Annotated in this window: 35 protein-coding genes; 26 read left to right on the top strand and 9 right to left on the bottom strand. The window is 55.1% G+C overall.

The window, feature by feature from the left end:
- Positions 1–157: 157 nt before the first annotated feature.
- Positions 158–385 (bottom strand): HigA family addiction module antitoxin, encoded by a 228-nt coding sequence (locus tag P0119_13935; protein ID MDF0667160.1) that lies wholly within the window; start codon positions 383–385, stop codon positions 158–160.
- A gap of 640 nt (positions 386–1,025) precedes the next feature.
- Between P0119_13935 and P0119_13930 the strand changes: the two genes are divergently transcribed.
- Both P0119_13930 and P0119_13925 read left to right on the top strand, forming a co-directional pair.
- Entirely contained in the window at positions 1,026–1,307 is a 282-nt protein-coding gene (locus P0119_13930) for a DUF1778 domain-containing protein (GenBank protein MDF0667159.1), read from the top strand.
- Positions 1,304–1,801: a GNAT family N-acetyltransferase gene (locus P0119_13925; protein MDF0667158.1), complete on the top strand. Its 498-nt coding sequence runs from the start codon at positions 1,304–1,306 to the stop codon at positions 1,799–1,801. The genes P0119_13930 and P0119_13925 overlap by 4 nt, the downstream gene beginning before the upstream one ends.
- Before the next feature lie 59 nt (positions 1,802–1,860).
- On the opposite strand, the gene P0119_13920 is transcribed toward P0119_13925, so the two are convergent.
- Entirely contained in the window at positions 1,861–2,034 is a 174-nt protein-coding gene (locus P0119_13920) for a hypothetical protein (protein MDF0667157.1), read from the bottom strand.
- A gap of 725 nt (positions 2,035–2,759) precedes the next feature.
- On the opposite strand from P0119_13920, the gene P0119_13915 reads away from it, so the two are divergent.
- Positions 2,760–3,008, top strand: coding sequence for a type II toxin-antitoxin system Phd/YefM family antitoxin (locus P0119_13915; protein MDF0667156.1), 249 nt, complete (start codon positions 2,760–2,762; stop codon positions 3,006–3,008).
- Positions 3,005–3,382: a type II toxin-antitoxin system VapC family toxin gene (locus tag P0119_13910; GenBank protein ID MDF0667155.1), complete on the top strand. Its 378-nt coding sequence runs from the start codon at positions 3,005–3,007 to the stop codon at positions 3,380–3,382. The genes P0119_13915 and P0119_13910 overlap by 4 nt, the downstream gene beginning before the upstream one ends.
- Positions 3,383–3,762: 380 nt before the next feature.
- Here P0119_13910 and P0119_13905 read toward each other — a convergent pair whose 3' ends face one another.
- On the bottom strand, positions 3,763–4,845 hold the full coding sequence (locus P0119_13905; GenBank protein MDF0667154.1) for an IS5 family transposase: 1,083 nt from the start codon (positions 4,843–4,845) through the stop codon (positions 3,763–3,765).
- A 185-nt stretch (positions 4,846–5,030) separates the two neighbouring features.
- Between P0119_13905 and P0119_13900 the strand changes: the two genes are divergently transcribed.
- Together P0119_13900 and P0119_13895 are read left to right on the top strand one after the other, a co-directional pair.
- Positions 5,031–5,303, top strand: coding sequence for a hypothetical protein (locus P0119_13900; protein ID MDF0667153.1), 273 nt, complete (start codon positions 5,031–5,033; stop codon positions 5,301–5,303).
- Positions 5,304–6,541: 1,238 nt separating this feature from the next.
- Positions 6,542–6,817, top strand: coding sequence for a DUF4326 domain-containing protein (locus P0119_13895; GenBank protein ID MDF0667152.1), 276 nt, complete (start codon positions 6,542–6,544; stop codon positions 6,815–6,817).
- Positions 6,818–7,135: 318 nt separating this feature from the next.
- Here P0119_13895 and P0119_13890 read toward each other — a convergent pair whose 3' ends face one another.
- A complete protein-coding gene (locus tag P0119_13890) occupies positions 7,136–7,528 on the bottom strand; it encodes a hypothetical protein (protein MDF0667151.1) in 393 nt (130 codons plus the stop codon).
- 537 nt (positions 7,529–8,065) lie between these two features.
- Here P0119_13890 and P0119_13885 point away from each other — a divergent pair.
- A complete protein-coding gene (locus tag P0119_13885; protein ID MDF0667150.1) occupies positions 8,066–8,293 on the top strand; it encodes an AbrB/MazE/SpoVT family DNA-binding domain-containing protein in 228 nt (75 codons plus the stop codon).
- Positions 8,290–8,670 (top strand): type II toxin-antitoxin system death-on-curing family toxin, encoded by a 381-nt coding sequence (locus P0119_13880; protein MDF0667149.1) that lies wholly within the window; start codon positions 8,290–8,292, stop codon positions 8,668–8,670. Before P0119_13885 ends, P0119_13880 begins: the two co-directional genes overlap by 4 nt.
- 252 nt (positions 8,671–8,922) lie before the next feature.
- Here the strand turns inward: P0119_13880 and P0119_13875 are convergent, their stop codons facing one another.
- Positions 8,923–9,153 carry a hypothetical protein gene (locus P0119_13875; protein MDF0667148.1) on the bottom strand — a complete coding sequence of 77 codons (231 nt, stop codon included), beginning with the start codon at positions 9,151–9,153 and terminating at the stop codon, positions 8,923–8,925.
- A gap of 767 nt (positions 9,154–9,920) precedes the next feature.
- On the opposite strand from P0119_13875, the gene P0119_13870 reads away from it, so the two are divergent.
- Together P0119_13870 and P0119_13865 are read left to right on the top strand one after the other, a co-directional pair.
- Entirely contained in the window at positions 9,921–10,313 is a 393-nt protein-coding gene (locus P0119_13870; protein ID MDF0667147.1) for a single-stranded DNA-binding protein, read from the top strand.
- The gene (locus tag P0119_13865) at positions 10,310–11,713 is read left to right on the top strand and encodes a hypothetical protein (GenBank protein ID MDF0667146.1); all 1,404 of its coding nucleotides are present in this window, start codon (positions 10,310–10,312) and stop codon (positions 11,711–11,713) included. Before P0119_13870 ends, P0119_13865 begins: the two co-directional genes overlap by 4 nt.
- Before the next feature lie 152 nt (positions 11,714–11,865).
- Here the strand turns inward: P0119_13865 and P0119_13860 are convergent, their stop codons facing one another.
- Entirely contained in the window at positions 11,866–12,819 is a 954-nt protein-coding gene (locus tag P0119_13860) for an IS5 family transposase (GenBank protein MDF0667145.1), read from the bottom strand.
- A gap of 227 nt (positions 12,820–13,046) precedes the next feature.
- Here P0119_13860 and P0119_13855 point away from each other — a divergent pair, with 227 nt between their 5' ends.
- On the top strand, positions 13,047–13,394 hold the full coding sequence (locus tag P0119_13855) for a single-stranded DNA-binding protein (protein ID MDF0667144.1): 348 nt from the start codon (positions 13,047–13,049) through the stop codon (positions 13,392–13,394).
- 339 nt (positions 13,395–13,733) lie between these two features.
- Here P0119_13855 and P0119_13850 read toward each other — a convergent pair whose 3' ends face one another.
- On the bottom strand, positions 13,734–15,185 hold the full coding sequence (locus P0119_13850) for a hypothetical protein (GenBank protein MDF0667143.1): 1,452 nt from the start codon (positions 15,183–15,185) through the stop codon (positions 13,734–13,736).
- A 107-nt stretch (positions 15,186–15,292) separates the two neighbouring features.
- Positions 15,293–15,700 (bottom strand): hypothetical protein, encoded by a 408-nt coding sequence (locus P0119_13845; protein MDF0667142.1) that lies wholly within the window; start codon positions 15,698–15,700, stop codon positions 15,293–15,295.
- 89 nt (positions 15,701–15,789) lie between these two features.
- Here P0119_13845 and P0119_13840 point away from each other — a divergent pair, with 89 nt between their 5' ends.
- Positions 15,790–16,065, top strand: coding sequence for a hypothetical protein (locus P0119_13840; protein MDF0667141.1), 276 nt, complete (start codon positions 15,790–15,792; stop codon positions 16,063–16,065).
- Positions 16,066–16,399: 334 nt separating this feature from the next.
- Here the strand turns inward: P0119_13840 and P0119_13835 are convergent, their stop codons facing one another.
- The gene (locus P0119_13835) at positions 16,400–16,852 is read right to left on the bottom strand and encodes a hypothetical protein (GenBank protein MDF0667140.1); all 453 of its coding nucleotides are present in this window, start codon (positions 16,850–16,852) and stop codon (positions 16,400–16,402) included.
- Positions 16,853–17,410: 558 nt separating this feature from the next.
- Here P0119_13835 and P0119_13830 point away from each other — a divergent pair.
- The 14 genes from P0119_13830 to P0119_13765 all read left to right on the top strand — a co-directional run bounded on the left by P0119_13830 (position 17,411) and on the right by P0119_13765 (position 26,420).
- A complete protein-coding gene (locus P0119_13830) occupies positions 17,411–19,849 on the top strand; it encodes an AAA domain-containing protein (GenBank protein MDF0667139.1) in 2,439 nt (812 codons plus the stop codon).
- 86 nt (positions 19,850–19,935) lie between these two features.
- A complete protein-coding gene (locus tag P0119_13825; GenBank protein MDF0667138.1) occupies positions 19,936–20,427 on the top strand; it encodes a hypothetical protein in 492 nt (163 codons plus the stop codon).
- 134 nt (positions 20,428–20,561) lie between these two features.
- Complete coding sequence (ssb, locus tag P0119_13820) at positions 20,562–20,978, top strand: single-stranded DNA-binding protein (protein ID MDF0667137.1); 417 nt, start codon at positions 20,562–20,564, stop codon at positions 20,976–20,978.
- 141 nt (positions 20,979–21,119) lie between these two features.
- The gene (locus P0119_13815) at positions 21,120–21,380 is read left to right on the top strand and encodes a hypothetical protein (GenBank protein ID MDF0667136.1); all 261 of its coding nucleotides are present in this window, start codon (positions 21,120–21,122) and stop codon (positions 21,378–21,380) included.
- Positions 21,381–21,514: 134 nt separating this feature from the next.
- A complete protein-coding gene (locus P0119_13810; GenBank protein MDF0667135.1) occupies positions 21,515–21,787 on the top strand; it encodes a hypothetical protein in 273 nt (90 codons plus the stop codon).
- Between the two features lie 66 nt (positions 21,788–21,853).
- A complete protein-coding gene (locus tag P0119_13805; protein ID MDF0667134.1) occupies positions 21,854–22,294 on the top strand; it encodes a hypothetical protein in 441 nt (146 codons plus the stop codon).
- Positions 22,295–22,329: 35 nt separating this feature from the next.
- The gene (locus P0119_13800) at positions 22,330–22,647 is read left to right on the top strand and encodes a hypothetical protein (protein ID MDF0667133.1); all 318 of its coding nucleotides are present in this window, start codon (positions 22,330–22,332) and stop codon (positions 22,645–22,647) included.
- 455 nt (positions 22,648–23,102) lie between these two features.
- Entirely contained in the window at positions 23,103–23,372 is a 270-nt protein-coding gene (locus P0119_13795) for a hypothetical protein (GenBank protein MDF0667132.1), read from the top strand.
- A 127-nt stretch (positions 23,373–23,499) separates the two neighbouring features.
- Positions 23,500–23,847 carry a hypothetical protein gene (locus tag P0119_13790; protein MDF0667131.1) on the top strand — a complete coding sequence of 116 codons (348 nt, stop codon included), beginning with the start codon at positions 23,500–23,502 and terminating at the stop codon, positions 23,845–23,847.
- Positions 23,848–24,117: 270 nt separating this feature from the next.
- The gene (locus P0119_13785; protein ID MDF0667130.1) at positions 24,118–24,894 is read left to right on the top strand and encodes a hypothetical protein; all 777 of its coding nucleotides are present in this window, start codon (positions 24,118–24,120) and stop codon (positions 24,892–24,894) included.
- A gap of 27 nt (positions 24,895–24,921) precedes the next feature.
- Positions 24,922–25,182 carry a hypothetical protein gene (locus P0119_13780; GenBank protein MDF0667129.1) on the top strand — a complete coding sequence of 87 codons (261 nt, stop codon included), beginning with the start codon at positions 24,922–24,924 and terminating at the stop codon, positions 25,180–25,182.
- A 65-nt stretch (positions 25,183–25,247) separates the two neighbouring features.
- Positions 25,248–25,406 carry a hypothetical protein gene (locus P0119_13775; protein MDF0667128.1) on the top strand — a complete coding sequence of 53 codons (159 nt, stop codon included), beginning with the start codon at positions 25,248–25,250 and terminating at the stop codon, positions 25,404–25,406.
- Between the two features lie 243 nt (positions 25,407–25,649).
- The gene (locus tag P0119_13770) at positions 25,650–26,054 is read left to right on the top strand and encodes a hypothetical protein (protein MDF0667127.1); all 405 of its coding nucleotides are present in this window, start codon (positions 25,650–25,652) and stop codon (positions 26,052–26,054) included.
- A gap of 186 nt (positions 26,055–26,240) precedes the next feature.
- Complete coding sequence (locus P0119_13765; protein ID MDF0667126.1) at positions 26,241–26,420, top strand: hypothetical protein; 180 nt, start codon at positions 26,241–26,243, stop codon at positions 26,418–26,420.
- Positions 26,421–26,536 lie beyond the last annotated feature (116 nt).

Here is a 26,536-nt window from a genome sequence, read left to right as displayed (position 1 = left end):
CCGTCCGGAAAGGATACGAAGACCAGATTTTCGAAACGATTCTACAAGCCGGTTTGTTAACTCCCTCCAAGCCGCTTACTCTGGCTAGCAGGTGAGCTGATTCTGCTTGATGCATTCGACTTTGATCTCGTCGGCATGCTTTATTGCCTGCGCAAGGTCATATTCCGTCTGGCAAGCCATACCACATTTCGGCGGAACTGCCGAACCCATTTTCCAGCCTGATCGCCATTTCCGGGGAAATACCGGACTTCTCGTTGACCAGATTGTTCAGGGTCTGCCGCTCCACGCCGAGCGCGCGTGCGGCTGCAGTCACGGACCGGCCGAGCGGTGTAATGCACTCTTGCCGAACAATGCGGCCGGGATGGGGTGGGTTCTTCATGCGCATAGCTTGTCTCCTCCTCATGATAATCAACTAAATCCACGTCATAAGCCTCGCCTTCTTCAAAGCGGAAGGTCACATGCCAGTTTGCCCTGACGGTAACCGCCCACAGGTCCTTCATATCGCATTTGAGGGGTGCAGGTGAACACAAGGAAGATCCACGTCTTCAGGCTTGCGGGCACGAGAAAGAACGAACAAGATGTTTTCGATTTTTCCAGCTAGGAGCCTGTCCGAATTATCAGTAGCGCAAAAACTCGACGTTCATAGTTGGCTCAAGACCAATGATCGCGCTTCTGTGAGAGGTTTTAGCTATCCCCTAAATTGGCGCATTTTTGATTACTGGGACAGGCTCCTAGTCGGCGCGGATACCTTTGACCTCACCCTCTTCGAACAGCGTTTTCAACCCCTTGTGCCTGAAACTCTGAATCATGATCTAGGGTAGCCGATACTCTGATTATGTGTTAATTGTCACTTATCGTTCAGGTGGCAATCATAGCGGTAGCTGAGCCTGAACGAAATAAACGGTTTATACGCATCGTGTGGCGTCTCAAGAATACGCCACACTCATACCGACGGTGTCTAAACATGTCCGTATTGACTTTGACGCACCAATATGTAACACATATAAAATACAAGGAGGTGTAGCATGCTGCAACACAAGGAACCCGTCACAATCAGCATTCGCGCCAAGGCTGGGCAACGTGATCTGATTGATCAGGCTGCCGACCGACTTGGTCGTAGTCGTTCCGACTTCATGCTGGAAGCTGCCTGCAGACAGGCTGAAGATGTATTGCTCGATCAAACCTATTTCGCGCTCGACGCGAAGGGCTTTGCTGCGTTTCAGGCGTTGCTCGATGCGCCTCCTGCTCCCACTGACCGGCTCCGTCGCACAATGAAGGCGTCCGTTCCTTGGGAACCGGGCCAATGATTTCGGCGCCCACGCCGCTCACCGCACAGCATCAACTGACCGATTTTGACAGCGGCGTGCCGTCACTCGATGACTGGCTCAAGCGACGTGCCGCCAAAAATCAGGCGAATGACTCATCGCGAACGTACGTGGTCTGTGAAGGACAGACGGTCATCGGCTATTATTGTCTGTCAGCCGGAGCGATTGGCCACGCCGAAGCTCCCAGTGCCATGCGCCGGAACCGGCCCGATCCGATTCCAGTGATGGTTCTCGGTCGTCTAGCAATCCACAAAGACCACCAGCAGAAAGGCATCGGCACGGCACTGCTGCGTGACGCCATTCTGCGCACGATCCAAGCCGCTGAGATCGCTGGGATTACGGCACTGCTGGTGCATGCGCTGACCGAACAAGCCAAGCGTTTTTATCGTTCCCGTGGCTTCATTGAGTCACCCATCCAGCCCATGACGATGTATCAGCTGCTTGCAACGGCCCAACGAGCTTGGAGAGAAGAGTAACGAAGTGTTGACCATATCAAACCTCAACCACCGGCTCCACTTCCACCGATGCCGGGCGTTTAATTGGAATGGGACTTTTTACCTTTAGACTTTGGTTTATGTTTAGCCTGTTTATTTCCAAGTCCCACCCGCTGAGGCTCAACACCCATGAGCGCTTTCATAGCCTCATCAAAGCTTAATGGATGGAGCGAAACGGGAGGGGTAATTTCACCAGGGCTCTTTCGGTCAGCCACGCCAGGCGCTCCTGCTGTACATCCCAGAGCGTTGGCAGCAGGCGCGGTGGATCTGCACGTCCAGGTAAATGCGCCAGCCCCCACAAGACAGATGCGGACCCGCCGGATCTTGCGGTCGTAGCAGGGACGGTTTCCCCGTCCGCACGCGCCGCAGGCGGGTTTTCCCCCGTCGATGCAGGGCGAGCTCCCGCGCGCACGGGTCCCCGAAGATACCGCATACGGCCGTGCCGAGTATGGAGCCCCGGACGCGGTAGGCGTCCCAGAGTCGTCGATGTGTTTACATCCGGAACGCATGTCACGTTTCTCCGGCCTCTGCAAAACAGACAACCATTGTCTCGCAAGAGGGCAAGCGGAGATTCCCCCCTGATTTCGATCCACTCAATCGGAAGAAGACCCAAAAGAGAAACCGTGGGTTAGGCCAACATGGGGAGGGGAAAAGATTTGGCAAGACGGGATAGAAACGACCTCGAAGACATTTCGTTAATGCACAGTCACACAGAGGACAAGCCAGGAGACCCATCATGATACCCGCAGCTCAAGCAAGACTCTAAGATCGAAACCCCAGCCATCTGCGTGAAGGAACTCCTGGACGTCATTCACCACCCACGACGATACACACCTCGGAACCTCAAGTTACACAAGACTGACGCGTCACCTGGCGCTGGACTTGACTGCGCCATTTATTCATTCTAAACTAAGTTCAACTAAGTCTATTAGAGGGGCATATGAAAGATCGTGCCGTCATCAATATCCATCATGCCAAGACTCATCTGTCCTCGCTCCTGACCAAGGTAGCCGGTGGGCAAGAAGTCATTATCGCCAAAGCCGGCACCCCCATTGCGAAATTAGTCCCACTGGATCACGGCATTCCTCTTCGCAAGCCTGGGTTCCTCAAGGGGAAAATCACGCTACGCTCAAATTTCAATGCGCCACTCCCTGACGAACTTCAACAAGCGTTTGAGAATCCCGCATGAGAATTCTACTCGACACCCAGCTCTTTCTCTGGTACCTGGGCAACACTCCGGAGATGACCAGAAAACGACGAGCGCGCATTGACCAGGCTGACGAGGTCTACATCAGTGCCGCCTCGATCTGGGAAGCCATCATCAAAATTGGTCTCCGTCGACTCGAGGCCAACCCACTCGATCTGGTCGCCGGCATCCATGGCAGTGGATTTCGAGAACTCCCCGTCACCGCCCAGCACACCCTCGCCTTGCACACCTTGCCAGATCTTCACCGCGATCCGTTCGACCGACTCTTAATTGCACAAGCCCTGAGTGAACCATTATGCCTCTATACCTCGGATAGGATGCTGCCGTCCTATTCCTCGACGATTCAATTCCTCTGATCTCACTATACGCCACACACCCTATCGACAGACGGCGTGCCCTCCTCGCACTCACGCGCGTCAGTGAATGGATGGGTCCCTCACTTCCACCAAGAAGGATGGGATCGCCCAATAGATCCCCCTTCCACCATCCTCTTCACTTGTGGCACCATAGACCGGTCGCATGAGCTTGCTGACCTACTTCGTGTAGATCCATTTGATGTTGCCAAGCCTTTCACGCAGCGAAACGACGCCTGCTCGCCAAGAAACACTAGCAGTCTGCTGAAAAACCCTCTTTTATGACGGAGGTTTCCGTTTTTTGAGATAGCCACGCGTTATTTTTTTCGAGGGTGCGTGGATTCTCGTGCCGTATCAGGGCGTGTTTGTGTGTGCGGACGCACCTATCCCCTCTGCGCCAGCAGTTTCGGGATACGGATGAGGTTGTAGCCGATCAGATTGAGCAGAAAGTCGGCGGCGACTCCGGCCAACCCCCTGTGTTTCGTCTTGCGCATGGTGCCGTGCTGCTTACCCCATCCAAACATACACTCGATCATTTTGCGTTTGCCCTGCGAGAGGGTGTAGCCCTTGTGCCGGGTGGTTCGTCCGTCGATGGCTGTCTTGCGCGCCTTTCCGGTCTTCGTGACATACGCGTTGACGGCAATGTGCGGGGTGATGTTCTTCGCCCGCAGGCGTTCCACGTGTGCTTCAACATCATAGGCCTTGTCCGCGCCGACCGTGATGCGTGCATGTTGAGATGCTTTCTTCTCTAGCATCTCCTCCGATGCTGCACGTTCCGCCGTGCCGCTTGCCTGTGTGACCAGCCCCGCGACGGCCAGGCCGTTCCTGTTTTCCATTGTGGCGTGGCCCATGTAGCAGAGTTTGCTTTCCTTGCCCTCGCTCTTGCGGTAGAGGCGGCTGTCGGGATCGGTCGTGCTTTCATGCGTCTCGTTCTTGCGTGTCGTGCCGTGGAAGTGCTCCCCGTCGCCGTCTTTGCCGTCCTTCGGCTTGAAGCTTTTGTGGCCGGCCCACGCTTCGATCAGTGTGCCGTCGACGGAGAAATGCTCGTCCGACAACAGGGGTGTGACATCTTGGTGATGCAACAGCTTCTCCATGAAGCGATTGAACATATCGCCTTGCTGCAATCGCTCGCGATTCTTCGTAAACGTCGTCGCATCCCACACCGCGTCGTCCGGCGAAAGCCCGACGAACCAGCGGTACAGAAGATTGTAGTCCAGCTGCTCCATCAGTTGCCGCTCACTCCGTACGCCGTAAAACACTTGCAGTAGCAGCGCGCTCAGCAACTGTTCGGGCGGGATGGACGGGCGCCCCGTCGTTGAATACAGCTTGCGGAAGTCGCGGTCCAGTTCGCTGAGCACCTCGCGCACCAGCGTGCGTATGGTCCGGAGCGGGTGCCGTGCCGCGACCCGTTGCTCCGGTGAAATATATGAAAATAACCGTCCCTGATCTTCAAATGTTCCGCGCATGAGTGACCCTCCGTTCTTCCTGAAAACAGAGAATCATATTACACACCGCTTTGCGAGGGGTTTTTCAGCAGACTGCTAGTCCTATTCAGTCCAAGTTGGAATAGTGCCCCCACCCTGTTGCAGGTTGCAGAGCAACGAGGTATCCTTTCTTCATGTAGGAGCCACCTGAAGGAAGGGGGACCCCCATGTTCCTCGGTCCAAGTTGGTATCTCCTCTCCCTGCTCAGTGCCTTCCCTCCATTCTGGTGTTCATCTCAATTGGGGATCGACTGCTTCGACTGCAATCCCCAGGGGATGATTGACCAAAGACAAGAAACACAAGAGCTTTACGACAATGCCGCCGCTGATCCAACAAACGCCTTCTTCCAGTATTCTCACGATCGTCAACAACGAACCAGCTGGTGGCTAGAAGCAGAAAATCGTCACCCTCAATCTATAGAAGAGTTTTTGCCCGAATGAGGAAAAGCCTACCGGCGAAGAGCATCGATGCAGATCGGAATGGGTGGAATGACGAAGACCGACCTTGCGACTTCTGAAGAAACCAATTGGCACCACCTTGTTCCCTCGCCGAAGCGACAACCCATACGAATCCAGAATCCATCCAAGAGTTTCCCGACCCCGTCAGATGGCGAACCTGCCAACGATGCGCAGACGTGGTCACAGCCGGTGATTACAGCACACTCACTCAAAGCTGCCTCTTCCATGATGGTGAAGGTATTGCAACTGACATGATGAGCAACGTCATCTCGAACTTCGCACGCGTACGATCCGGACCTGGCATCCCCTATCCAACCTACAGCTAGACTCCTTCCCTCGCCATCGAGGAGGACCTCTCTGCGCCCAATGCGGGACAGAGACTCACTCCTCTATCGAGAGAGATTCCCACTGCCAGCAGTGTGAACGATTCCAATAAGACCAATTCGGCCGCGGCACTTCGTTGGTCATCACTATTGTCCCGTTCACCCCCTCACAGTGGAGCACCCCCATGTACTGTCCGCGCGAACATTGCGGCGGCCTTCTTGTCCCAACCGATGATGAACCTATGCCCATGCGCTGCGTTACGTGCGCCCGACGCTTTTCCCATTCCATACAAATTCGTGCCTTGGGTGCAACCAAGCTTCGGCCCATACAAAAAGGGCAACGAGGATCCAAAAGAAACGTAAATGCAATGCCCGCTTAAGTTTCTCATTATTTCACTTAGAAGGTGGACCACCGCACACAAAAAGACGCGGCACGCATCCTTGCTGCTCCGCACCCGGGAAGATCCAAAGCCTGGCCCTAGAGCCCCAACCAGAAGCACGACGACAGTAAGAAAGGACAATGACAGATGGTCTGGTGGTGCTGGATAATACTGGGACTCTCTGTCACATTAGAAATGCGTGTGGATCAAATCAACTGGGCGCCTCTCGAGAGAAACTCTTCGCTGTGAACGAATGTCAGAATTTTATGGGGATGGGACAGGTCTGGTGCTCACGAGGCATCGTTCTCCATCTGTATAAGCATCGACAGATGCGACGCTAGATCAACCTGGATGCTTACGGGAACGCGTATCGGTTTCGGTCAGGTTCCCAGGGACTACCGCACACGTATGAGGCCATTGAACCTCATGAAGCCAAACACCCTGTGCTCAGCTAAACGCCACAGATCTGGACTTCGTCAAAGTGCTTCCTTTGTGATCATACATAGCAATGGAGGGCATGATGACGAATCTTAGGATCTTGAGTTTGAAGGGGTTGGCTGTGCTGCCTGAAGGGACGATCAAAGTCGATCGCGGATCGGACTGGGGCAATCCATTCGTGATGCATGGAGAGCAGGACCGAGATCGAGTGTGTGAGCTATTCGCCCAATACGCGCAATGGAGACTCAGTGTGGATCCAGAATGGCTCAAGCCGTTGCGCGGGAAACACTTGGCCTGTTGGTGCGCACCGAAACGGTGCCATGCAGAAACGTTAAGAACGTTGGCAAATGAATAACCCTCGAACACCAGCTTGCATAGACTGGAGCCCTGCTCAAGGCTTCACTCGAGAATGCCTCCTAGGTGTACAACGCCTGAGTCGAACCTGGCAGAACCTGCCTGCTCCTCACCTGCAGATCACAGCCCATGCACAAACGAACTGTCCCAACGACTAGACCCTATCGGGGTTCTCACCAGCGCGATTTGTACGACCCCTATCTGGACCACCTGTGCCGGCACTGGAATCCAAAGAAACATGGCACCATCCTCTCGAGACGAATATCCCCCACGGCAAAGAACACAGAGGCCCTCTGGGCAGTGATTCAAACGGAAGTAGCTAACCCCGCTGCTTAGCAACTTTGACCGTTTGGAGGACAACCGGATGCCCGAGAAAAACATCGTCATCACCAAAAAAGGGAACCGGCTTATACGTTGGCAGGATTTGCATAACCGATAAACCTGTAACTTCAACAGATGCAGCCAGAATCGTGTGTGGGTGCAGTACGACACCCACCAGGACGGTTGGTATTTCGGCGTCTGGGTGAACCCTAAAGAACACCTCATCGTAACCTACGTCGAAGGTGATGTCAGCCTGGTGGAATGCCCCCCTCTTCTCCATTTCTACGACGAACTGCCGCGGGTACAGAAATTCTACGGCCCCCCATCTTGCGTGGCGGAGAATCTCTATCGGATACCGCTGGTCAGCAGAGGGATTTGTCTTCTTGTCCATCGCCAAAACCTCACGGATTTCAGCTTCCTCGGCAAGTTGACAGTACCCTCCCGTGCCCTCTCGCTTAAACAGCACGAAGCGCGATCGATGCGCTCCAAGATTAAGCTCGAGCAGTTCTGTAGAATCCTCAATGCCCACGAACAGGAGCGCGAAGGACTGCAGCTCACGCCCTCCTAGAAAACAAGACGGCAGAAATTTATCGCAACAGGGAGAGAGATTTCATCGCCCGAAATGCCCTGTCCTGCCAAAACCACAGGCCAATCTTGGCGGCACACCGACGGCTATCAGGACCGTCTTGAGGAGATCGAAAAAACCGACCAGGAGATCGTCACACCTGCTAAGGAAGTCCTCTCCAAATTCACAGATAGTTTCGCAGATGCACCCCGCCGTCGCGCCCAAAAGAACCATGCCGCCAAAGAGTGCAACAGGAATCGCGGCGGCGAGCGCGACGTTACGCCTTAGTCCGCCTGTCACAAGCGCATTGACAGCGGTCACGATATGTTATAACATGAGTAACAACATCGAAAGGGGTTGTCCATGCTCGATTTAAAGATTCGCAAGGTCGGAAACTCACTTGGGCTCGTCCTTCCAAGGGAAGTCCTCTCCCGCCTCAAGCTCAACGAGGGAGACAAGATTTTCTTAACCGAAGCCCCGGACGGCGGCTACCGCATCACACAGTACGATCCCGAGTTTGAGAAACAGATGGACATCGCCCGGAAAGGTATGGCCAAGTACCGCAACACCCTGCGGGCTCTGGCAAAATGAAAAAGCTTGTCTGGATACTGAAAGACTTCGTGCTCTCGCTGCATGAGGAGCTTCTCTCTGAACACGGCGGCGCTCCCGGTATCCGCGATGAAGGGTTGCTCGACTCCGCCCTTGCCCGGCCGCAGAACATACATTCCTACGGCAACACCGATCTTTTTACGCTCGCCGCCGCCTATATCACCGGCATTGTCCGCAATCACCCTTTTATCGACGGCAATAAGCGAACAGCCTTTATGACCGGATATGTCTTTCTCAGCCGAAACGGCAAAGAGCTGATCGCCGACGAAGCCGAAGCCACGCAAATCATGCTGGCGCTCGCCAGCACCAAGGTTTCAGAGGAAGACTTTGCCCTCTGGATCAAGAAAAACTGTCAGTAAACTCTGCTGCTTTTCATCAGCGGGCCGTAGGTTCAACCCCTACACGCCCCACCGAAATCAACCACCTACGCACCTCCCCCTTCCAGACGGTCTCCGTGTCCGCATGGTATAGGCCGTATAACAGAGAAAAATTGATCCTGCCCTCCCCTCCCTGACCTCAACTCACGATCAAAGCCTAATCATTTCACATTTCGTATGCGCCTCGGAGGCACAAATAAAATTTCGAGGGAAGACTCTTAGAGGGTCTTCGGCTTACAAGAACTTCCACCTGCCCAGCGCGGCAAAGATGAGATCCCTGTCGGCCTCGGTGCAGCCCGTACCGCCAACCCAGATTGGCAACATTCGGTCGAGATCGCTGACGATGATGCGGTAGTCGTGCCCCTTCCGGATGGCCATCTCGTCCGCCGCTCGCCCGCAGCGCAAGCGATCAGCTGCCGCATGTAGATCGAGTTGAGGTTCTTGACCATGATGCCGTGGAAGCATTCCGCCTTGGCCACTGCCGTGTTGGTCATTTCTCGCCAGAGCGCGCCCACGTATAGGGCGAAGCGCTGAGTGACGTGTGGGGTCTTCGCGAGCCAGTCGAGGTGCTCTCCGTACATGCCACGACACCGCAGGCAGTGGGCCAGAAACCGCTCGAACTGAAGGTAGAGACGGAACCCACAAGCCGAAAGGTGCGGCACAGCCGGTGCGTATGGCGACCGCTGCACCGGTGGCCACGCTGCGAGCCGCGGGCAGTTCTTTCGGCGTCGGCGCACCAAGACCCTGGCGTAGCAGTTACCGAAGACGCCGCTGAGCCGGGAAGCCGCGACGAAGCCGGCAGCGAGAACAGGGCACGGATTGACGTGGGGTATTGCATGCGGTGACGCTACGCCAGAATCTGCACCAGATTCAGGCGGGAGGGAACGCCTGGAACACCGCCCCAGACAAGCCTGTCATACAGGATCGGATCAGAGAATGATCCACTTGTATGTGTAAAGATCTAAAAAAGTAGCAGCCACCATTCTCGCCGACCCCAATACGTCGCCCTTCCTGCGACAAGCCCTTCTCGATCTCAAGATGCTCCCACTCGATCAAGCGGCCCGAGAATCATTCCTTTTGGCTCGACTCGCTCAAAGCAAGCTCACCCAACGACCACGCGCCTAACTCCGCGTCAACCACCGGACAGGAGAGGCCCGCTCCGCGGGCATGGATACGATCCGGGTATCTGCTGCAGCTGCAGCAACAAATCATGTGAGAAGGAGATCATTGCCATGTCCAAACGCGGTCACACCAATGTCAATACGCTCGAAGGGAACATCACCCATCCTCCGGACTACCGGCCCGAGTACGGAAACCTCTTGAGTTTCTCAATGGCCGTGCACTCCGACAACCCTTCGGAAAAGTACGACGATCCAATGTACATCGATGTGAAGGTGAATGGCGTGTCGGAGAACACGTATAAAGCCCTGGTCGTGGGACATGAGGTCCGCGTCACCGGGCAATGGCAATCCAAGACGTTCAAAAAAGGGGATACGCAACACCGGTACTACCATCTTCACGCAGCCCATCCTTGCAACTTCACGTTGCTCAGCAAGCCCCGGAAACAACAAGAGGCGGTCGGACAACCCGCGCCGGCTCTGAATGGCCAAGGGAGCACGCGATGACTCACGAACCCACTACCGCCCAATCGGCCAATGGAGACCCTGTCCCACCGGGATCCACAGAACTCTCGATCGACGCAGACGAGGACCTTCCCAGGCTCCAAGACAAGGTCTACATCTACCGAGAGGAAGATACAGAGCGGGTGTTCACCGAAACGACTCAACTCTACAATCTGCACCTGGAAGCCTGGCGGTTACGAGATCGGGACCGTGTCTTCTCCCGTGAAACCCGGTTTGCGGATGAAGATCCCCAGCCGGTATTCCCAAAGATGATCTCAGTCCGGCAATCCACCAGCCGGCCACAATTCAACATCATGCCAAACGGCCAACGGGTACTTCGTTTGGACGCCCATCGGGTGCAAACACTCTGTGGGATTCAGTGCATTCTCAGTCTCAACGAAGCTCTTCACACCTTCGCCAATCGAATCGGACGTAGACGCTGCGCGTCGTGCGAAGGGTTCCATTGCACCCCGCAGTCCCTGAATAAGAAAGAGCATTCGACCGGAACGGCTCACCACGAGCGCCTGAAGTGTCGGAAATGCCAGAGTGATGCCGAAGCCTGTTACGTGCGAGAAGAGGCCGACACCCTCCGGTGTCTCGTCTGCTCGCTCCGGATCTATCGCACGATTGAAGAAGAACGTGACCGGGGGATGCCTGAATTGAGCAGGGAAGAGGTCTCAACCAACGAAGAACACATTTCCCTGGCGCTCCTGCGAAACAACGACCTCGAATACGACGGAATCGAAGAAGAGGCGAACACCGACCACGAACTCGACATCGAGGAGTTGGTGTCGTCCCACGATCCTGATGATCCCGGACTAGATTTCGAATCCTGTCACGATGTCCCGGGCGAGGAAGTCAGTGGAGACGATCAGAGTGAGATCCAAGATCCTGCTGATCTGAGAGATCGGATTAATGCACCGGCCTACCAACTCTTCACCAGTGGCCGGACCCCGATGCGCCAGGCCATGCTGAATCAGGCACTCCAGGAACTCGATAACCCGGAGAATCGGATGGCGCTCTGGGCCGCGGCCGGTCGGCTGCTCCTCAAATCCCCAGAACACATTACCTCGGAGGAGGCCAACGCGATCGCACAGTGGCTGTCCACCTTAGTACAAGAGGACATTGTGCTCATGGCAGGAGATCCAGAATCCCCTAACCCGTTCCTGGCTGCCCCTCCCGTCGACTGGTTCCTAAAGACTGATCGCCTCTTGACCCCGCTGGTTCAGGTCCTCGGAGAGAAGTTGCGCCGGTTTCGATCCAAAGAAGCGGGATGCCGAATCGTGGCAAGAGACCATGATCTGAGTGAAGAGGCCTTACGGCATCTCGCCCAACTCTTGGGCTACCTACCGGCCAGTCCAACTCATACAAGTTCAACTGCGATTCCAAGCCAGGCTGCCTAGGGAAGGTCTGATTAATTCACGTTTTCACTTGGAATTCTGCTTCAGGGCTGGCCACCAGGGCGAATTCGGTGGACATCGGCTGGTCCGAGAGCCTTTTGGTGGGGGGGCCCCACTCTCCGATGGCCCGCTGCCCGCTGCCGGGCACATGTTCCCTACGTTCCCGCCAAGAGCCGCCGTCGTGCCACGTACAGATTCGCCAAGCCACAGCTGATCTGGAGCCAGTGGGTGTTCTTCGCCAGCCCCCGATAGCGGACTTTGGCCCAGCCGAAGATCCGCTTGATCACCAAGAACGCATGTTCCACTTTGGCACGGACCTTCGACTTCGTACGATTCCGAGTCCGCTCCTCCTCACTCAGCGGCCGATGGCGATGTGCTTTGGTCTGGATGAAACTCTTGGCGTGGGGGGCGTGCTGCCGAATCACCGCGCGTTGCCCGCTATAGGCCGCATCGCCCCACACCCGCGTCTCCTGGCCATGCAACAATTCCGGTAACACCTGACTGTCATGCACATTGGCAGCCGTCGCGGCAACCGAATGAATTACTTTCGTCTGGCTGTCCACGCCGATATGGGCCTTCATGCCGAAGTACCACTGGTTGCCTTTCTTTGTCTGATGCATCTCGGGATCTCGCGCCTTCGTCCGATTCTTTGTCGAACTGGGCGCACTGATGATCGTCGCATCCACGATGGTCCCTCGGCTCACCTGCAGCCCCTGCTTGGTCAGATACTCCCCGATCCGGGCAAACAGCTGTTTCCCCAACGTGTGCGCTTCCAGCAGATGCCGAAACTTACAGATCGTCGTCTCATCGGGGACGGGCTCACGGCCCAGATCAATCCCGACGAACTGCCGCATGGCGCGGGAGTCATACAGCGCTTCTTCCACCGCCGGATCTGACAGGTTGAACCACTGTTGGAGACAATGGAGGCGCAGCATGCGTTCGATCCCGACCGGCGGACGTCCCGGCCCGTCAGCCTTGGGGTAGACCGGCTCGATCACGGCCACTAATTCCGCCCAGGGCACCACCCGGTTCATCTCATTGAGGAACCGCTCGCGGCGGGTAGACTTGCGATACTGTTCAAAGCTCGCTTCCGCAAAGGTCTGCTGCATGGGGTACGCCTCCCGTTCAGTGCTGCGCTATCCGTAGCACATCCCGCGAGAAGAATAAATCAGACCTTCCCTAGATCGTCCGGGCGGCTTCAACCCCAAAGCACATTCACGATATGACTCTACCCGGCGTGCGGATAGGCCGCGACGGAGTCTGCCTCACACGAGGAGTTCCGGGATCATACGATGTGGCCTCGTGCCACTCAATCACTGTTTCAGGAGGTTTAATAATGCGTAGTCGTGCAAAAGTCGAAATCAAAGGCCGCATCGCCAGCGATCTCGCCGAAGCCACGGTCAACGACAAGAAGGTGGTGAACTTTCGAGTCGCCGTCGATCGGCGCCCGAAGAAGGACTCCACGGAGAAGCCCGAGACGGACTTCTTCTCGGTCAGCGTGTGGGGCAAGAACGGCGAGAACTGCAAGCAGCATCTCGTCAAGGGCCAGTGGGTCGAGATCGCAGGACGGTTGCAGAACCGGACCGTGAATGCCGGAACCGAGGATCGGGTGACGTACACCCAGATCATCGCCGACAATGACGGTGTAGATTTCGGCCCAAAGCCAATGAAGAAGGCTGCGTAATTCACGCTGCTTCTGATCCCTGGGGCATTCCGATTCGTCGGGGTGCCTCAGGCTCCTGCCTTTCCGAGATTTAGGATAAAAAAAGGAGGATTCGCTCAAGGATACACCCGCGCGTTTCAACAATTAGAAACACCATCCTTGCAGTCAAGAATCCTCCTTTTATGTCGTATCGAGTCATGATACGCGTCGTACATGTCGCCGACCAAAGTGTCCCTCCACACTTCGATGCATTCCACAACACACTCCAGAGATAACCGCACAGAAGCCGAGGGAACATGATTCTTTCAGAGTATGGTCATCCACGCTCTAAGAGAAATGCCCCCTCGACTCCGCATGCAGCTATAGTCCTACGGCAGCCAGAAACGCACGCTCGGACACTCCAAAACTAGGTGCCAGAATGCGCGCGCCGGCCCGAGGATACTGAAAGCGAGCCAATCGGTTTCGACACGCCCGCTTCCACTGGGTAATTTTGCCAGAGACAGGAGGCAGGATATACTCCGGCTTCTCCATGGTTAGTTCCCTTGCAAGATCCATCGGCGGCAACAGATTACGGAGATCCTCATCTGAAGACCCCATCAACCATGTCGCGACCTCTTGTTGTTGTGCGAGCGTCATACCCTCCGATGATTCTGCGAGTACCGAAGCGACCGTCCAGACCAAATCCAACCGCTCAAGAGCCATTGGATTCGTCAGAGACCGTTCCAGTAATGCACATCGGAGCGCTTTGCACGATTTGTCCTTCCAGAGTCGATTCTGCAACGAGACAAGATATTCATCAGCCTCAAGACCAGTATCATCTTGCGCGTGAGTCTCCTCTCCTGCACTTGAACGGTCATCCGGATCCAGGAGATCATCGGATGCTTCAAGATCAACCGCTGTCAGTCCATCCGCACACATGTCTTCCATTTCGCCATCTACACTTGTCACTCCTTGATTCTGCACCGGATCCAGCTGATCGAGATCGCCGACAATGTGAAGATCGTTTGTCTCCTCATTGACTTCAATCCCATCTTCCTGAGTTCCAGTGACTGTGTGAACCATGGCATGAGCAAGTGCTTCCTGATTCCGCAAGAGCACATCCTGTGGTATCAAGTTGAAAGTCTCCAATTGGTACCATCCACAGATCAAACAACGTTTATCGCCAAAACCATATTGCGCTGTTCCAACCCATTCAGTTACCAACGAGGAGGCTCCACAATGACGGCATGTTTCAGTCATGGTTTCAGATGTCACAGTGGGTCCAGGCGGCTCAACAGTCTTCGCAGGTGACAGATGATAGCCGTCGCACCGAGTACACTTGATCGAACCAGTGATCCAACGGACACGACTGATTCCATTCTGTGCATTCGCGCGACGTTCGATCTCTGTCATCAGCACTGGTGACCGCAATCCACAAAGCGGTAAGGCCCGAGCGAGATCGATCCGCCTCGCAATCCGTCCATCCTCAAGACATACGAAATGAGGATGTCCCAATTTCGTTCGCTTTGGGTACGACGGTGATTCTGGCTCATGGTCTTCCTCATAACGGTTTTCTTCATTGGTTCGAGCGACTCGCACCAAATGATTCGAAAACTCAGCCATGTCCATCTCGTACAAGCGGTATCGCAGTTGATAGAGTTGGTTCGGATCGACAACATGACCACCTTCTTCGAGCTCTTGAACTAACCGCTTCAAATCCGTCTGATCCAATCGTCCCCATCGATAGAGATGCGAACGAGAATACGACGGCGCCGCACTCAAGATCGCCCGAATTGCAGTTAATTTTGATGATGTGTGTCCCATGGTCGACATAATGGTGATCCTTTCAAGGGCAACAGGGTTGCCATGGTTAGAGTGATGATGCGATGGACGTGAACAGGGAAATGCGAGACAGCAATCATTGAAGCAGGCAACGTACACTAACCCCAAGCTTGTGGTGCCGGCGAACCATAGAGCGCAGTGTAGGCTTCGGTTCGAGCCTCAATTGCCGCTTGAGCCATGTTGTGCAGCTGCGCTTCTGAATATCCCGTAAAGACCAAGAGTGCATCACGCGAAACCGGTCCGAGTTGCCACGATGCAGCAAGGACTCGTTTTGCGCATTGATACTCCCAGTCCTCAAAGAGACAGCCCTTTGACGAAACGCTCCCTTGAATCTGCTGCACCAAATCCCGTACCAACAGAAGCGCTTCTTGATACTCACAAAGCACTTCGCCGGCACGTGCATGAATCACAGCATTTCCAGCAGAAAAGAGCTGTGCAAGAATAAATTGGACATGCGTTCGATAGACCCCACGCCAATCTGATTCTGCCAATTCATGTTGATTCATCACGTAACTCCTTTGCCTTTCCCGTCATTGACCGTATCGAATCCCAGTGCTAGATTGATGGGAGGAAACGGTCCAACAGGGAGGGACGCATGAAGGTGACACCAGAACTCGAAATTACCCGCAAGCTGTCTGAATTACTCAACAGTCGGGAAACGATCTGGCGAAGCAATGCAGAATTTGTAGGAAGGGACAGCTTTTGCCGACTCGAAGGATTCAGTGAACGCGTACTCACTCAAATACAGAATCTGAGTGCCACCATTACACTTGAACCCCATGAATCGAAGCTGGTTAAGGAGATTGAAGCCGCAGTTGCTGCTTTAACTCATAGACCACTTCAGCAGGCTTCCAATCATCTTGGGGCATAAGCACAAAATGGTCAGCTCGCGCTTTATACCACTTCAGTACTCCTGCCTCGATTAGCAATTCAAAGCGACTCGCTAAATCGTTATACGCCCACTGCAACAGCTCATCCGATCCTGTGAGATCCACATGAACGGCCTTTCCTACACTGCGCAATTCCACCTTAATGGTTGCGTTGTCGTACATGCATACTCCTCGGCGCATACGTGTCTAGCCTTTCGACTACACACGGTACGCAGCATGATTTGAATGGTGGTGAATGTGATGATTGAGGATGTCGACGCGATGAGAAGACCGAACTATGCAGGAGGCACACCGGGCGGGATCGACGACATGATCTCAGTGCGACATCATGACCGTTCGACCAATGAACGAGGCACGGACTACACGACACCAGCGGACAGCACGAATCACCATCCTGACGAACGGTAACTCACAATCCTGCACCAACTGATCACGTTCCATCCGTAACACTCGCACAATTGCCTGGGGCTTCGAGAACACCGCACGACATTCTGACCGATTTGGCGAGAACAACGACATCCCTCCCACATCCAGATACAGATTTGGCAAGGCTTCCTGACTGACATAATCCTGATCCACCACGCCCTCTTGCCGTAATGCCCAACATATGCGCCGCGCATCCTGTTCAGAGGCAAAGGATTCGCTGCATCGTACGATTCGATCTACTTCAGCAATGGTGCCAAGAAACCATCCACGTTGAGCATACAGCGGACGGATTCCATCAACTGCGACAGACTGGATAGTAATGCGAGTGGCACATGACATCATGAAGGCACCTCCTGTTAGCGGCTGGCAACATGTGCGCAACCAATGTGAATATGATGGTGAAATGGGACTGACAAAGCACGATGGTAGATCTCAGTGATACTTCATGCATCAAGAGATCGGATGGTGAGAAACGCAGTGGAGGTGAAACAGAATGCAGAGAGCGTCAGAGGGAAGACGCGGGGAAGATGGAAAGAACGAAGTGAACACGTGAGTGCCTTACGATGATCAATCGAAAGAACACATCACAACGAGAGAGATGAAAATCTGTACGAGCGTACAGCAGAAATGTTTCAGCAGAGCCTACGAAACCAAATAGATAACGCATGGTACTCCAACCGTCTTTTCAAAAACAAGAGGTCTTCAGATAAAATCTTTCTGCTGGCTCCGCATAATCCGTACCAGCCTTGCTCTCCAGAAAAGCGCGAGCCCCTACCCACTCCAACTGCCAACCGCCTGACCTTCACGACCCTCGCCAGAACAGGGCGCTCTCCGAGCGCCAGCCTTTCCTGCCCCGCGATCATGCCCTCACACACTGACCGGACCCCAGAAGGAGGCTCAATGACTGCGCCTACGCCGGCCTTTTATGACAGCGCATCTGGCAAGCCAGACCATGTCCGGCTCCAACTCCTCCTCCAAGCCTTCCGGGATGCCATTCGCGATGAACTCAGCGGTCGCAAACCCCAATCCGGACAGGAAACGTTCGCCCTCCCGCTGAAGGACGGCAAGCGACAACACAAGTCCGGACGCACCAACTATTTCCTCTTTCAGAGCGAACCCATCCCCGCTCAAATTCTCGACGAGGGCAATCCATCGTTAGTCCTGAATGCCAATCGATTCCCTTGTCGTGTCGTCGGGTTTTCCTTGGATGGATTGGCTCTGGCGATCGACGCCGAGCTGACCCCTGAGATTCCAGAAGCCCAACTGGCATTTGATTCACTCCGACTCCTACAAAGTCTCGATAAGCGACTCATTCAGATCGGCCGGCAAACCGAGCGATTCGGCACGTCGCTCGCGCTCAAGACCTTCGATCCCTCAGCACGGCCGGACTTGCTTGCATACACCCCCATCACACCGACCGGTTCGCTCAATACAGAACAACTCGACGCCTTCACCAAAAGCATCCAACAGGATGTGACCTATGTGATTGGCCCCCCGGGAACCGGCAAAAGCGAAGTGATCTCAACGATCAGTCTTGCCTTGAATGACCTCGGAGAACGGACCTTGATCTGCTCACCCACCAATACGGCGATCGATCATATCGTTGATACCACCCTCGACCGACGGCCAAAACTGACCGAAGGCAGCTTAGTCCGTCTAGGCAGCCCAAGCCCGGATAGCAGCGATCGATCACAGATGGTGAATTTGGAAGCGTTGACGATCGCGTACAACGTTCCCCTGGAAACAGAAGCCGGTCAGATCCGAAACCAGGTCAACGATCTGGACCAGGACCTCAAGACTATTGAATCCTGTCTCACCGTCCTGACCGAGTACGATCGTGCGCAAACCACCATTCGAGCACTCCAGCACGAGCGCATGGAATCAGAGAAGGCGAGCCGTGTCCTCCAACACACGATCGAAGAACGACAACTCACGCTCAACGATATCAATCACGAGATTCAGGAGATAGATGCCCTGCCCCCAGTGCTCCGGATCCTGAAACGGCCCACACGACACCAGCTCCTCGACCAGTTTCATCGGTTGTCAGGAAGTCAGCAACGCGATCAAGAACGACTGACTGAAGTCCAGAAGACCCTGGACACGAAATTCCCGTGGACCGCCAACCACATTGCGACCTTAGAGCGTCTGTCCCAACCAGTCGCATGGGACGCCAACATTTGGACCACGGCAGAACTCACCACGATCCAGACACAATTCACGAAAATAAAAGAGGAGCTGGAGAAGAAACTGCGGACGATCGAGCAAAGACTGAGCCGCACAGAAGAATTGTTAATACACAACGCTCCGATTGTCGCCACAACCCTGACCCGAAGCTACACGTCCCGGCTCCTCGAACATCAGCGATTCGACACCGTGATCATCGAAGAAGCCAGTATGGGCATCGCCCCGGCAATCTTTGCCGCAGCCTGTCTCGCCAACAAGCGGGTGATCGTCGTGGGAGACTTTCTGCAACTTCCACCCATCGCCACGGTACATACCGAAGCCACCAAACAGTGGCTCGCGCGTTGCATCTACCGACTGGCTCAGATTTCCTCTGGGAACGATCCCCGCGTCGTGGCCCTCAGCACACAATACCGCATGCATCCCCATATTGCTCGTGTGGCCAGCCGACTGTACGCCAGAGCCGGACTCCGCTACGAATCGGCTCCCAACCTGGAGAGCATGCGCGAATCACTGACGGCTCACGCCCCAGCTCCGGGAGAAGCCTTGATCTTCATCGATACGACCCAGGCCCAACCTGTCACCCTTCGAGATCCGAAAGGCTCGCCCTTCAACGTCTATCACGCTCTCCTCGCCGTACGGCTGGCGAAACAAGCGTTGAATGTGCCCGACCCACTCCCAGGAGTCAGCATCATTACCCCCTACCGCGCCCAAGTCGACCTCATCGAGCGGATCGTCCGGCATGAAGGACTCCAAGACCAGGTACGAGTCGGGACGGTGCATCGATTTCAAGGCCGAGCCAGCGACATCCTGATTTTCGATACGGTCAATACTGAAAACATTACTCGCTCGATGCTCGGCAGTCAGTTCGCAGATGCCTGCCCCCATCTACTGATCAATGTCGCGATCACCCGGGCCAAAGGGAAACTCATTGTCATTGGACACGGTGAGGCCTTGGCCCAATTGCAACACAGTCCAGAACCCATTTTGTGGGAATGTATCTCCATCGCAAAAGAAGACGGGGTCGCTGTATCCGCCTGTTCCGTCCTTCCCGCACTGAACATGCATATCGGCGCATCCATTTTCCAATCCGATGCCAGCCTCACCGCAGTCCTGACCCAGATCAATCATCAACGAAACCGCCTCCAAGCCGTCTAAAAAAAAGATGGCGTCTCTGATGACCCAACGGTGTCGACGAGTGATTCCCCTATGCAACGAATCCGCTCATCAACCAGGACACCGTCATGCCTGTTGACCGTCTCTTAAGTCACGATGAACACAAAGCCTCTCAAGCCGCCTTCCGTGGACTTCCGCTCAATCCGAACTGGTCGGACGCGGCCAAACGGATCTACCAAGGGTTACGTGCCGTCTTGGAGGCATCTAACCGACCTCAGTCGATTCCTGAACGACAGGAGACTGAACAACTTGAGGAGGTTACCAAGGATCCCGGGATGCCTCTTCACGATGCCATGCCTTTCTACGTTCCCAGTGTGCAAGGCTGGCACGTACGATTCACCGATCGAGCTGAAAAACACGTGATTCTCATCAACAGCTCAATTCCAGCCGACACGTTGTTACACGCTATCCAAGTCGACTATCCCAATCGGCCATTTGTCATGGGGCCGTTGCAGATCGCCGACCTCCGACTGGCCCCTTCGACGGTCACCCCCACCAGCCCAGAAACACGACTCATTCGGAGTGACGGCTATGTCATCCCTAATGACCCACAACTTTGACACGCCATCGCTGCGACGAATGGTTCAGACATTCGATCAAACCCAGGCCCGCTCCGCGGGCATTGCACTCCCTCAATGACAGTTCGCAACACAGAGGACAGCGCAGCTTCACAACGTGTTCCAAGGAGGAAATCATGACCACTGCTGCACGAGCCGCATCCAACGAATCCACCCCACATCAGCAAATACCTCCCAAGCCCTACAACGACATCAACAAGATCGAGATCGGCGGGCAGTTAGGCAAAGATGCCGTACTCGAGTATTTGAGCGGCACCAAGAAGGCGATCGTGCGCGTGTCGCTGGCTTCGCACCGGAGCTGGCTCGACGACACACAGCAGCTCGTCAAGAAAACCAACTGGGTTGACGTGGTCTTCCGCGGAGAAACCGCAGAAAAGGCCGCGCAAGAGCTCAGGAAAGGCGACCAGATCAAGGTGAATGGCGCCCTGGACTACCAGGAGTGGGAAGGCAAGGAGAACAAGAAAGGCCGGAAACATGAGATCGCCGGCTTTGAATACACAATAGTCCGTGCAGGCAGAAATCACAGCGCATAGTTTGTGGACGACGAGATACCCTGAGGTTCACTGCTTCCAAGTTCAGGGTATCTACACGCCGAAGCGGCTCCGGCTGTATTACCGCCCCCTTGCCCCTGGGAACGATCAGGGGCTTCATTGTTCCTAGACGAGGCTCACGGAATGAATGAAACCACAACAGCAGTTCCACTCAACGTGATAGCGACTCCGATCGAACGGCTCCATGCGATGATCGCACGTCAACTCAGGAACAACCGCATCATTACAATCAATGAGTACCGGTTTCGCTTCTCCAAGCGAGGACACTCCTTCACAGATCCCGACACTGACGATGTCATGCAGGCTCTCGAAACGGGAGTTTTTGTCAGAATCCCGGAATGGTTGCCTAATGGCCAACCGGACCGTTCGAAGAGCTGTCATTGACTCCACTTAGGCCACCTCGATGACATCGAAGATGTCCTGGCTCCTTATCTCACTCCGTTGACGATCGAAGAACGAGCGGCGCTTGGCGCTCAAATCTGTTTTCAAGCAGTCATGGCCGATATAAGGAACAGCCCATGCAGACCACTGGCCGCCGCGCATCAGAACGACTCCAACCAGTACCATTGGGACAATCCCTCGAGCATGGCTTGAACACCCTGATTCGATGGCTCTTTGCAGGAACCCTCATCGTGGCCGGCCTTACCATCCTCGCCATTTTCTGTCTCCTCTTGCTCCGGATCATCAATGGCGTGAGTCCATTACACCCCCTCCTGGGACTCATCGCTTGTGCTCTATGTGCCCTCATTGGCGCCAAACTGTTGTCGCTGGCCTCACACGTCCTACCTTGAACTCCCACCATTTGGCCCGTTGCCGGGCACACACCCTCGTGTTATGAAAGAGCAATAGGAGGAGCTATGCGCGAACAGACCGGCGATCTCTGGGAATTCTGGAGTACGGGAGCATATATTGGCATCACCACAAATGGGAGGGTCTCTCGTTCGGGCGAGGCCGTGATGGGTGCAGGGCTCGCCAAGGTGGCCGCGCTTCGTTTCCCCACTCTTCCTCGTCAACTCGGCGAATTGCTCTCTCGTTCTGGCAATCACGTCTATGCGTTTCCGGACCATCGGATTTTCTCAATACCTACCAAAGATGATCCGTTTGAACCAAGCCCCCTCGCTCTCATCACCCAATCAGCAGACGAACTCCTCCGCTATGTGAACAACATGGGACTCAAGGACGTCTATACGGTGCGCTTGGGGTGTGGCCTAGGCCAACTGCACTGGGATGCTGTCCACCCCATTCTGTCTGCGCGCTGGGATGACCGGTTCGTGATCCTGTCTCCGTCCAAGGCATAACCTAGCCAACACCTGATCTTCACGAAGCGACGGGTATGCCGACTCCCAAACTCTGTCGCGTCCTCCTCGATTGTCACGAGGAGCACCTCGAAGAGGACCCCGACTCCTATGACTGCTCGGTCTACGACATGGGCCGATTCGGCTTGCTCGTCGGCCCCCTCCCCACACGTGCCCAAGCCTTACGACTGGTCCCAGTTGTGCGCGATCTCGTTCATACCCACAACGCCTGGAGCTGGTTCTACAGTTTCGGTTTCGTACGCATGAAAGAACGTTATCGAGAACTCGGGAAGCTTGATCGATACTTCGACCTCCCTCGCACCACAGACGCCGCCTCACTTCTTCCATCCACATAATAACCGGGCCGGCCATGGCCGACAGCCATCCGATAAGACCTCGATAGCAGCTCATCAATGAGGCGCATGTGATCCAGAAAGGAGGAATCTCATGAATTCCTTGATCGTGCTTGGAGTTGTCGTCGCTGTGATCGGAATCGTTAACGGCATGAGCATCCTCGTTCGGAAATTCCGTTCTTCGTATTTGCGGCATCGCCCAATGTACATCGAGCTAAACCCGTTCCTCAGGAAGATCCGGCCGAACAGACGCCATCTTCACGATACCGGATCGCGGTAAATCGTCTGACACGTACAACAGATGGGATAACAGACCCACCTTGGGAGCACGAACACCACCCGGCCAGATGTCGATACGAGCAGGGCGTCCTCAACATAGGCACTGACCGCCACAATCCTTCCATCTCGTAGATCTTCAGTACAGACTCCTCTCGTTGCGTTGCACCAGGAGGTGCCTCATGGCAAAAATTCTCATCCTCGATGAAGACGCCTTGGCCCGCAGTACGCTTCGGAAAGCCTTTGAGCAGGAAGGGTATACGGTCAGTGAAGCCCGCCGCATTCACGCCGAAGACGCGCTTCAACCCTGGTTTGATTTTGAGTTCGTCGTGATCGATCCAAACAATCCTGTACGGATCCCACGGGCAGACATCATGGCCGATCCAGGGATTCTGAACCCCCTCTGTCAGCCATCATTCCAAGGATCTTCACCTCATAGCCCTACGAAGTAGACTGCGATCCTGTCTCGGGAAGATTCCAATATTACGGCATGACGTGTGATCCTCTCCAGCACCGACCATGTTTACGGTACGGGAATTTCGGCAGCACGAATTCTGCGATTGAGATCCGGAGGAGATTATGAGCCATCACATATTTCAGACCGCACTGAATGGGAGACCGGTCACGGTGGACCTCGGATGGGACCGTCCGCTCCAATACGTTTTCATGACTGTTTCCTCTCAAGACCCCAAGACTTGTCCAGATGAAGACTCCTCGCCCTATCTGTACTCCAATCTCGATGACGAGAACCTGCCTTTTCAAGGCACACAATCGGTCGAGTATTTTCAGGACAAGCTGACCGAACTTGGCATCTCCGTTCCATCAATCATGCTCAAGAGCGTCCAGAACGACCAGAATCAGGATGTGGGCAATAAGACAGTGGCGTATCAGGCCGATGGGAGTCTTCACGTACTCTTTGGTGGCTGACAAGTTCGCTGCCTGCAGCATCGAGGATGTATTCCACCTGGCCGAATCGATCGCTGGATTACTGCCCTCTCTTCCGCCCTCGGTTACATCACTAGTCGGCTCGCCTAGGTGGTGAGACCGCTACGGAGCCGTCGTCCCCACGAGCCGGCTCCAGACCTTCCCCTCGAGAAGCTTGTCATGTCTACATCAACGGCTCGTGAGGACGACTCAAGGCCCGCTGCGCGGGCATGGTGTCAATCTCCGTGATTGCTTAGACAACAGGAGGATACCATGACACCTGCGCTAATCGCGGCGACCGAAGAAGCCCAGACGGCGACTCTCGCGTTCATCTCGACTCTGGCAGACGCCGACATCTATGCCGAGATGGGGAAAGCCATCCAATACGGACAGAAGATGGTGGTCCTCCAACCCCAGACCAATATGCGGTTCGACGCCACAGTCTATGTCGGCAAGAAAGGCCATTCGCTCGTCGCCGATGGCCAAACCTGGCCACTCGATTTCTGGCAACAGATCGAGCAACTCTTCAAGGGACGCACGATCGTTCCCCAAGCTCCATCGACCTCACGCATGACGATCGAGCAAGAGCCCGGCACGACAGTCATCTATGTGGATGGCTCCTACATTGAGCATCAGGACGACCACGCGGCCATCGGTTGGGCATTCGAGGTGTGGCGCGATGGCGCTCCGATCGATGGGATGGCGGGCTGCTTCTCAGACGCGGACGCGCTCAAGATTCGGAACATTGCGGGCGAATGTCATGCCGTCGAAAAAGCGATCGACTGGTGTCATTTCCATAACTGCAAGACCGTTGAGATCAGGTTCGATTACATGGGCCTGAAGCACTGGGCTGAAGGCACGTGGCGGACGTCCACTCCGCTGACTCATCGGTACCGCCACACCGTTCAACAGTCCTTCGTCTCAATCGCCTGGACAAAAATCAAAGCACACAGCGGCGAGCCAGGGAACAGCCGCGTGGACCGTGTCGCCCGCACCGCTGCTGAAACCGGGTCCTTTTACCCCAGGTTTCCGGTCGACTTATTCCGCTAAGCCTCGCACCTCAGTGAGGAGGTTCAGATGCCACCGATCAACGATCAGTTGCAGCTGGAAGTCTATGACGATCTGACAGGGGGTAACGGTGATGACGACATCACAGAAGGCGAAGCTCTTCATGATGACCACGATGCTGATTTTACGATCGGCTGTGTCTTCGGGGATCGCTGTCTCTGCGCCGATCCGATGCACTACACGGCCGACTGCTATACCGTCGAGATAGCCGAAGAATTCGACCGGGTCATGCGCGAGGAGGCCAACGCATGTCTGACATCCACTCCATGACTATACGATGTACCTTTACGCAAGAGCGGATGTAGAACTTTGTCCGACCAACAAAGTAATACATCATGGGTATGAACGGAGAGCTGACCGGCTTTGGTCCCTATTCCAAAGAGGTTGCCAACATCTCGATTACTCCCCAGACCATTACGATGGGGAGCCAGATGGGTATCGCGTCACGACCACGCTGTTCCCATGCGACGCCTCCACAAGCTCGCGGGAATTAACCGAGGTAGTTGGAGCCGATGCGAGTCAATTCGGCACCCACCCTATCAACAACAAGATCGCCTGGCCCGACCTACAAGAGCTCGGCGAACGACTGGGCCGCCGAGATGATACCGGCGCTTGAGCCCAATTGCTGCGACACGGCTTCACCATGCTCTTCCGTCCGAACTCCTAAACCAGGCTCGCGGCGCGAGCAGGCCGCGTGACTCCTTGTCTCTCTGACTCACCTTAACGCTGGAGGACTCATGCAACTGTCATCGATGACCCGTCTCATGCTGTTCACGCTGGTGTGTGCCATCATGATGGTCCCGCTGCTTGTCCTGGCCGACGATGGTCGACCTGGCATCCCCGTGCCGCAACCAACGCTCGCTGAATACGACATCATTGTTGCCGATGGAGCCAGCCAACCTACGCAGAATGAATCGCTGGCCTGCGATCAGGCCAAAAACGTCGCCCTGCAGATCGCACGTGTGGCTTACAGCTACCAAACCCAGGTTCTCCGTGTGCGACATTCATCGAGCCCCACGATCGACTACGACACCACATGGCATGCCGATGCCCGCATCTGCACCGCCAAGATTCGGATCGAATGGCCGCATGAACCGCAGCGAGCCACTATCCCGCGACCAGCCGGATTGATTGATCGGTAATCGCGGATACGACACGACCAGGGGAACTCACCTGAACGAGGTCACCGAGCAGTGCTTGGGAAACTGGGGGATGACAGAACCAGCCCTTCCTTCACACTATGGACTCCCTCCCCTCTAGAAAGATGGCCCGCTCCGCGGGCAGTGACACTCTCGGGTGATTCTTCACTATGAACCCGGAGGTCCACGATGGCTCAGAAACTGTCTGGTCGATTCCCATTGAACGAGCAAGCCCGTGTTCAACTTGGTCGTGCCGAATGTCACATCGTCGACGCCATTGCTCGACGTCGGAACACTCGACTGGAACGTGAACTGCGCGATCAAGATGAACGACGCGCGGCGATGCGCAAGGCACTGGGCTGGGCCTAGCACTGCATCTCGCTTTCGAGTGGGTGCGGTCCTGACCTCAGGCAGAGGACAGGCGGCTCCGCGCGGGTGTTCTCCGCGCTACGCCGCCCTGGTCCGACCAGGTACTACGCCAGATC

The organism is Nitrospira sp., assembly GCA_029194665.1.
Taxonomy (GTDB): domain Bacteria; phylum Nitrospirota; class Nitrospiria; order Nitrospirales; family Nitrospiraceae; genus Nitrospira_D.
This window is presented reverse-complemented; position numbering and strand designations above follow the sequence as displayed.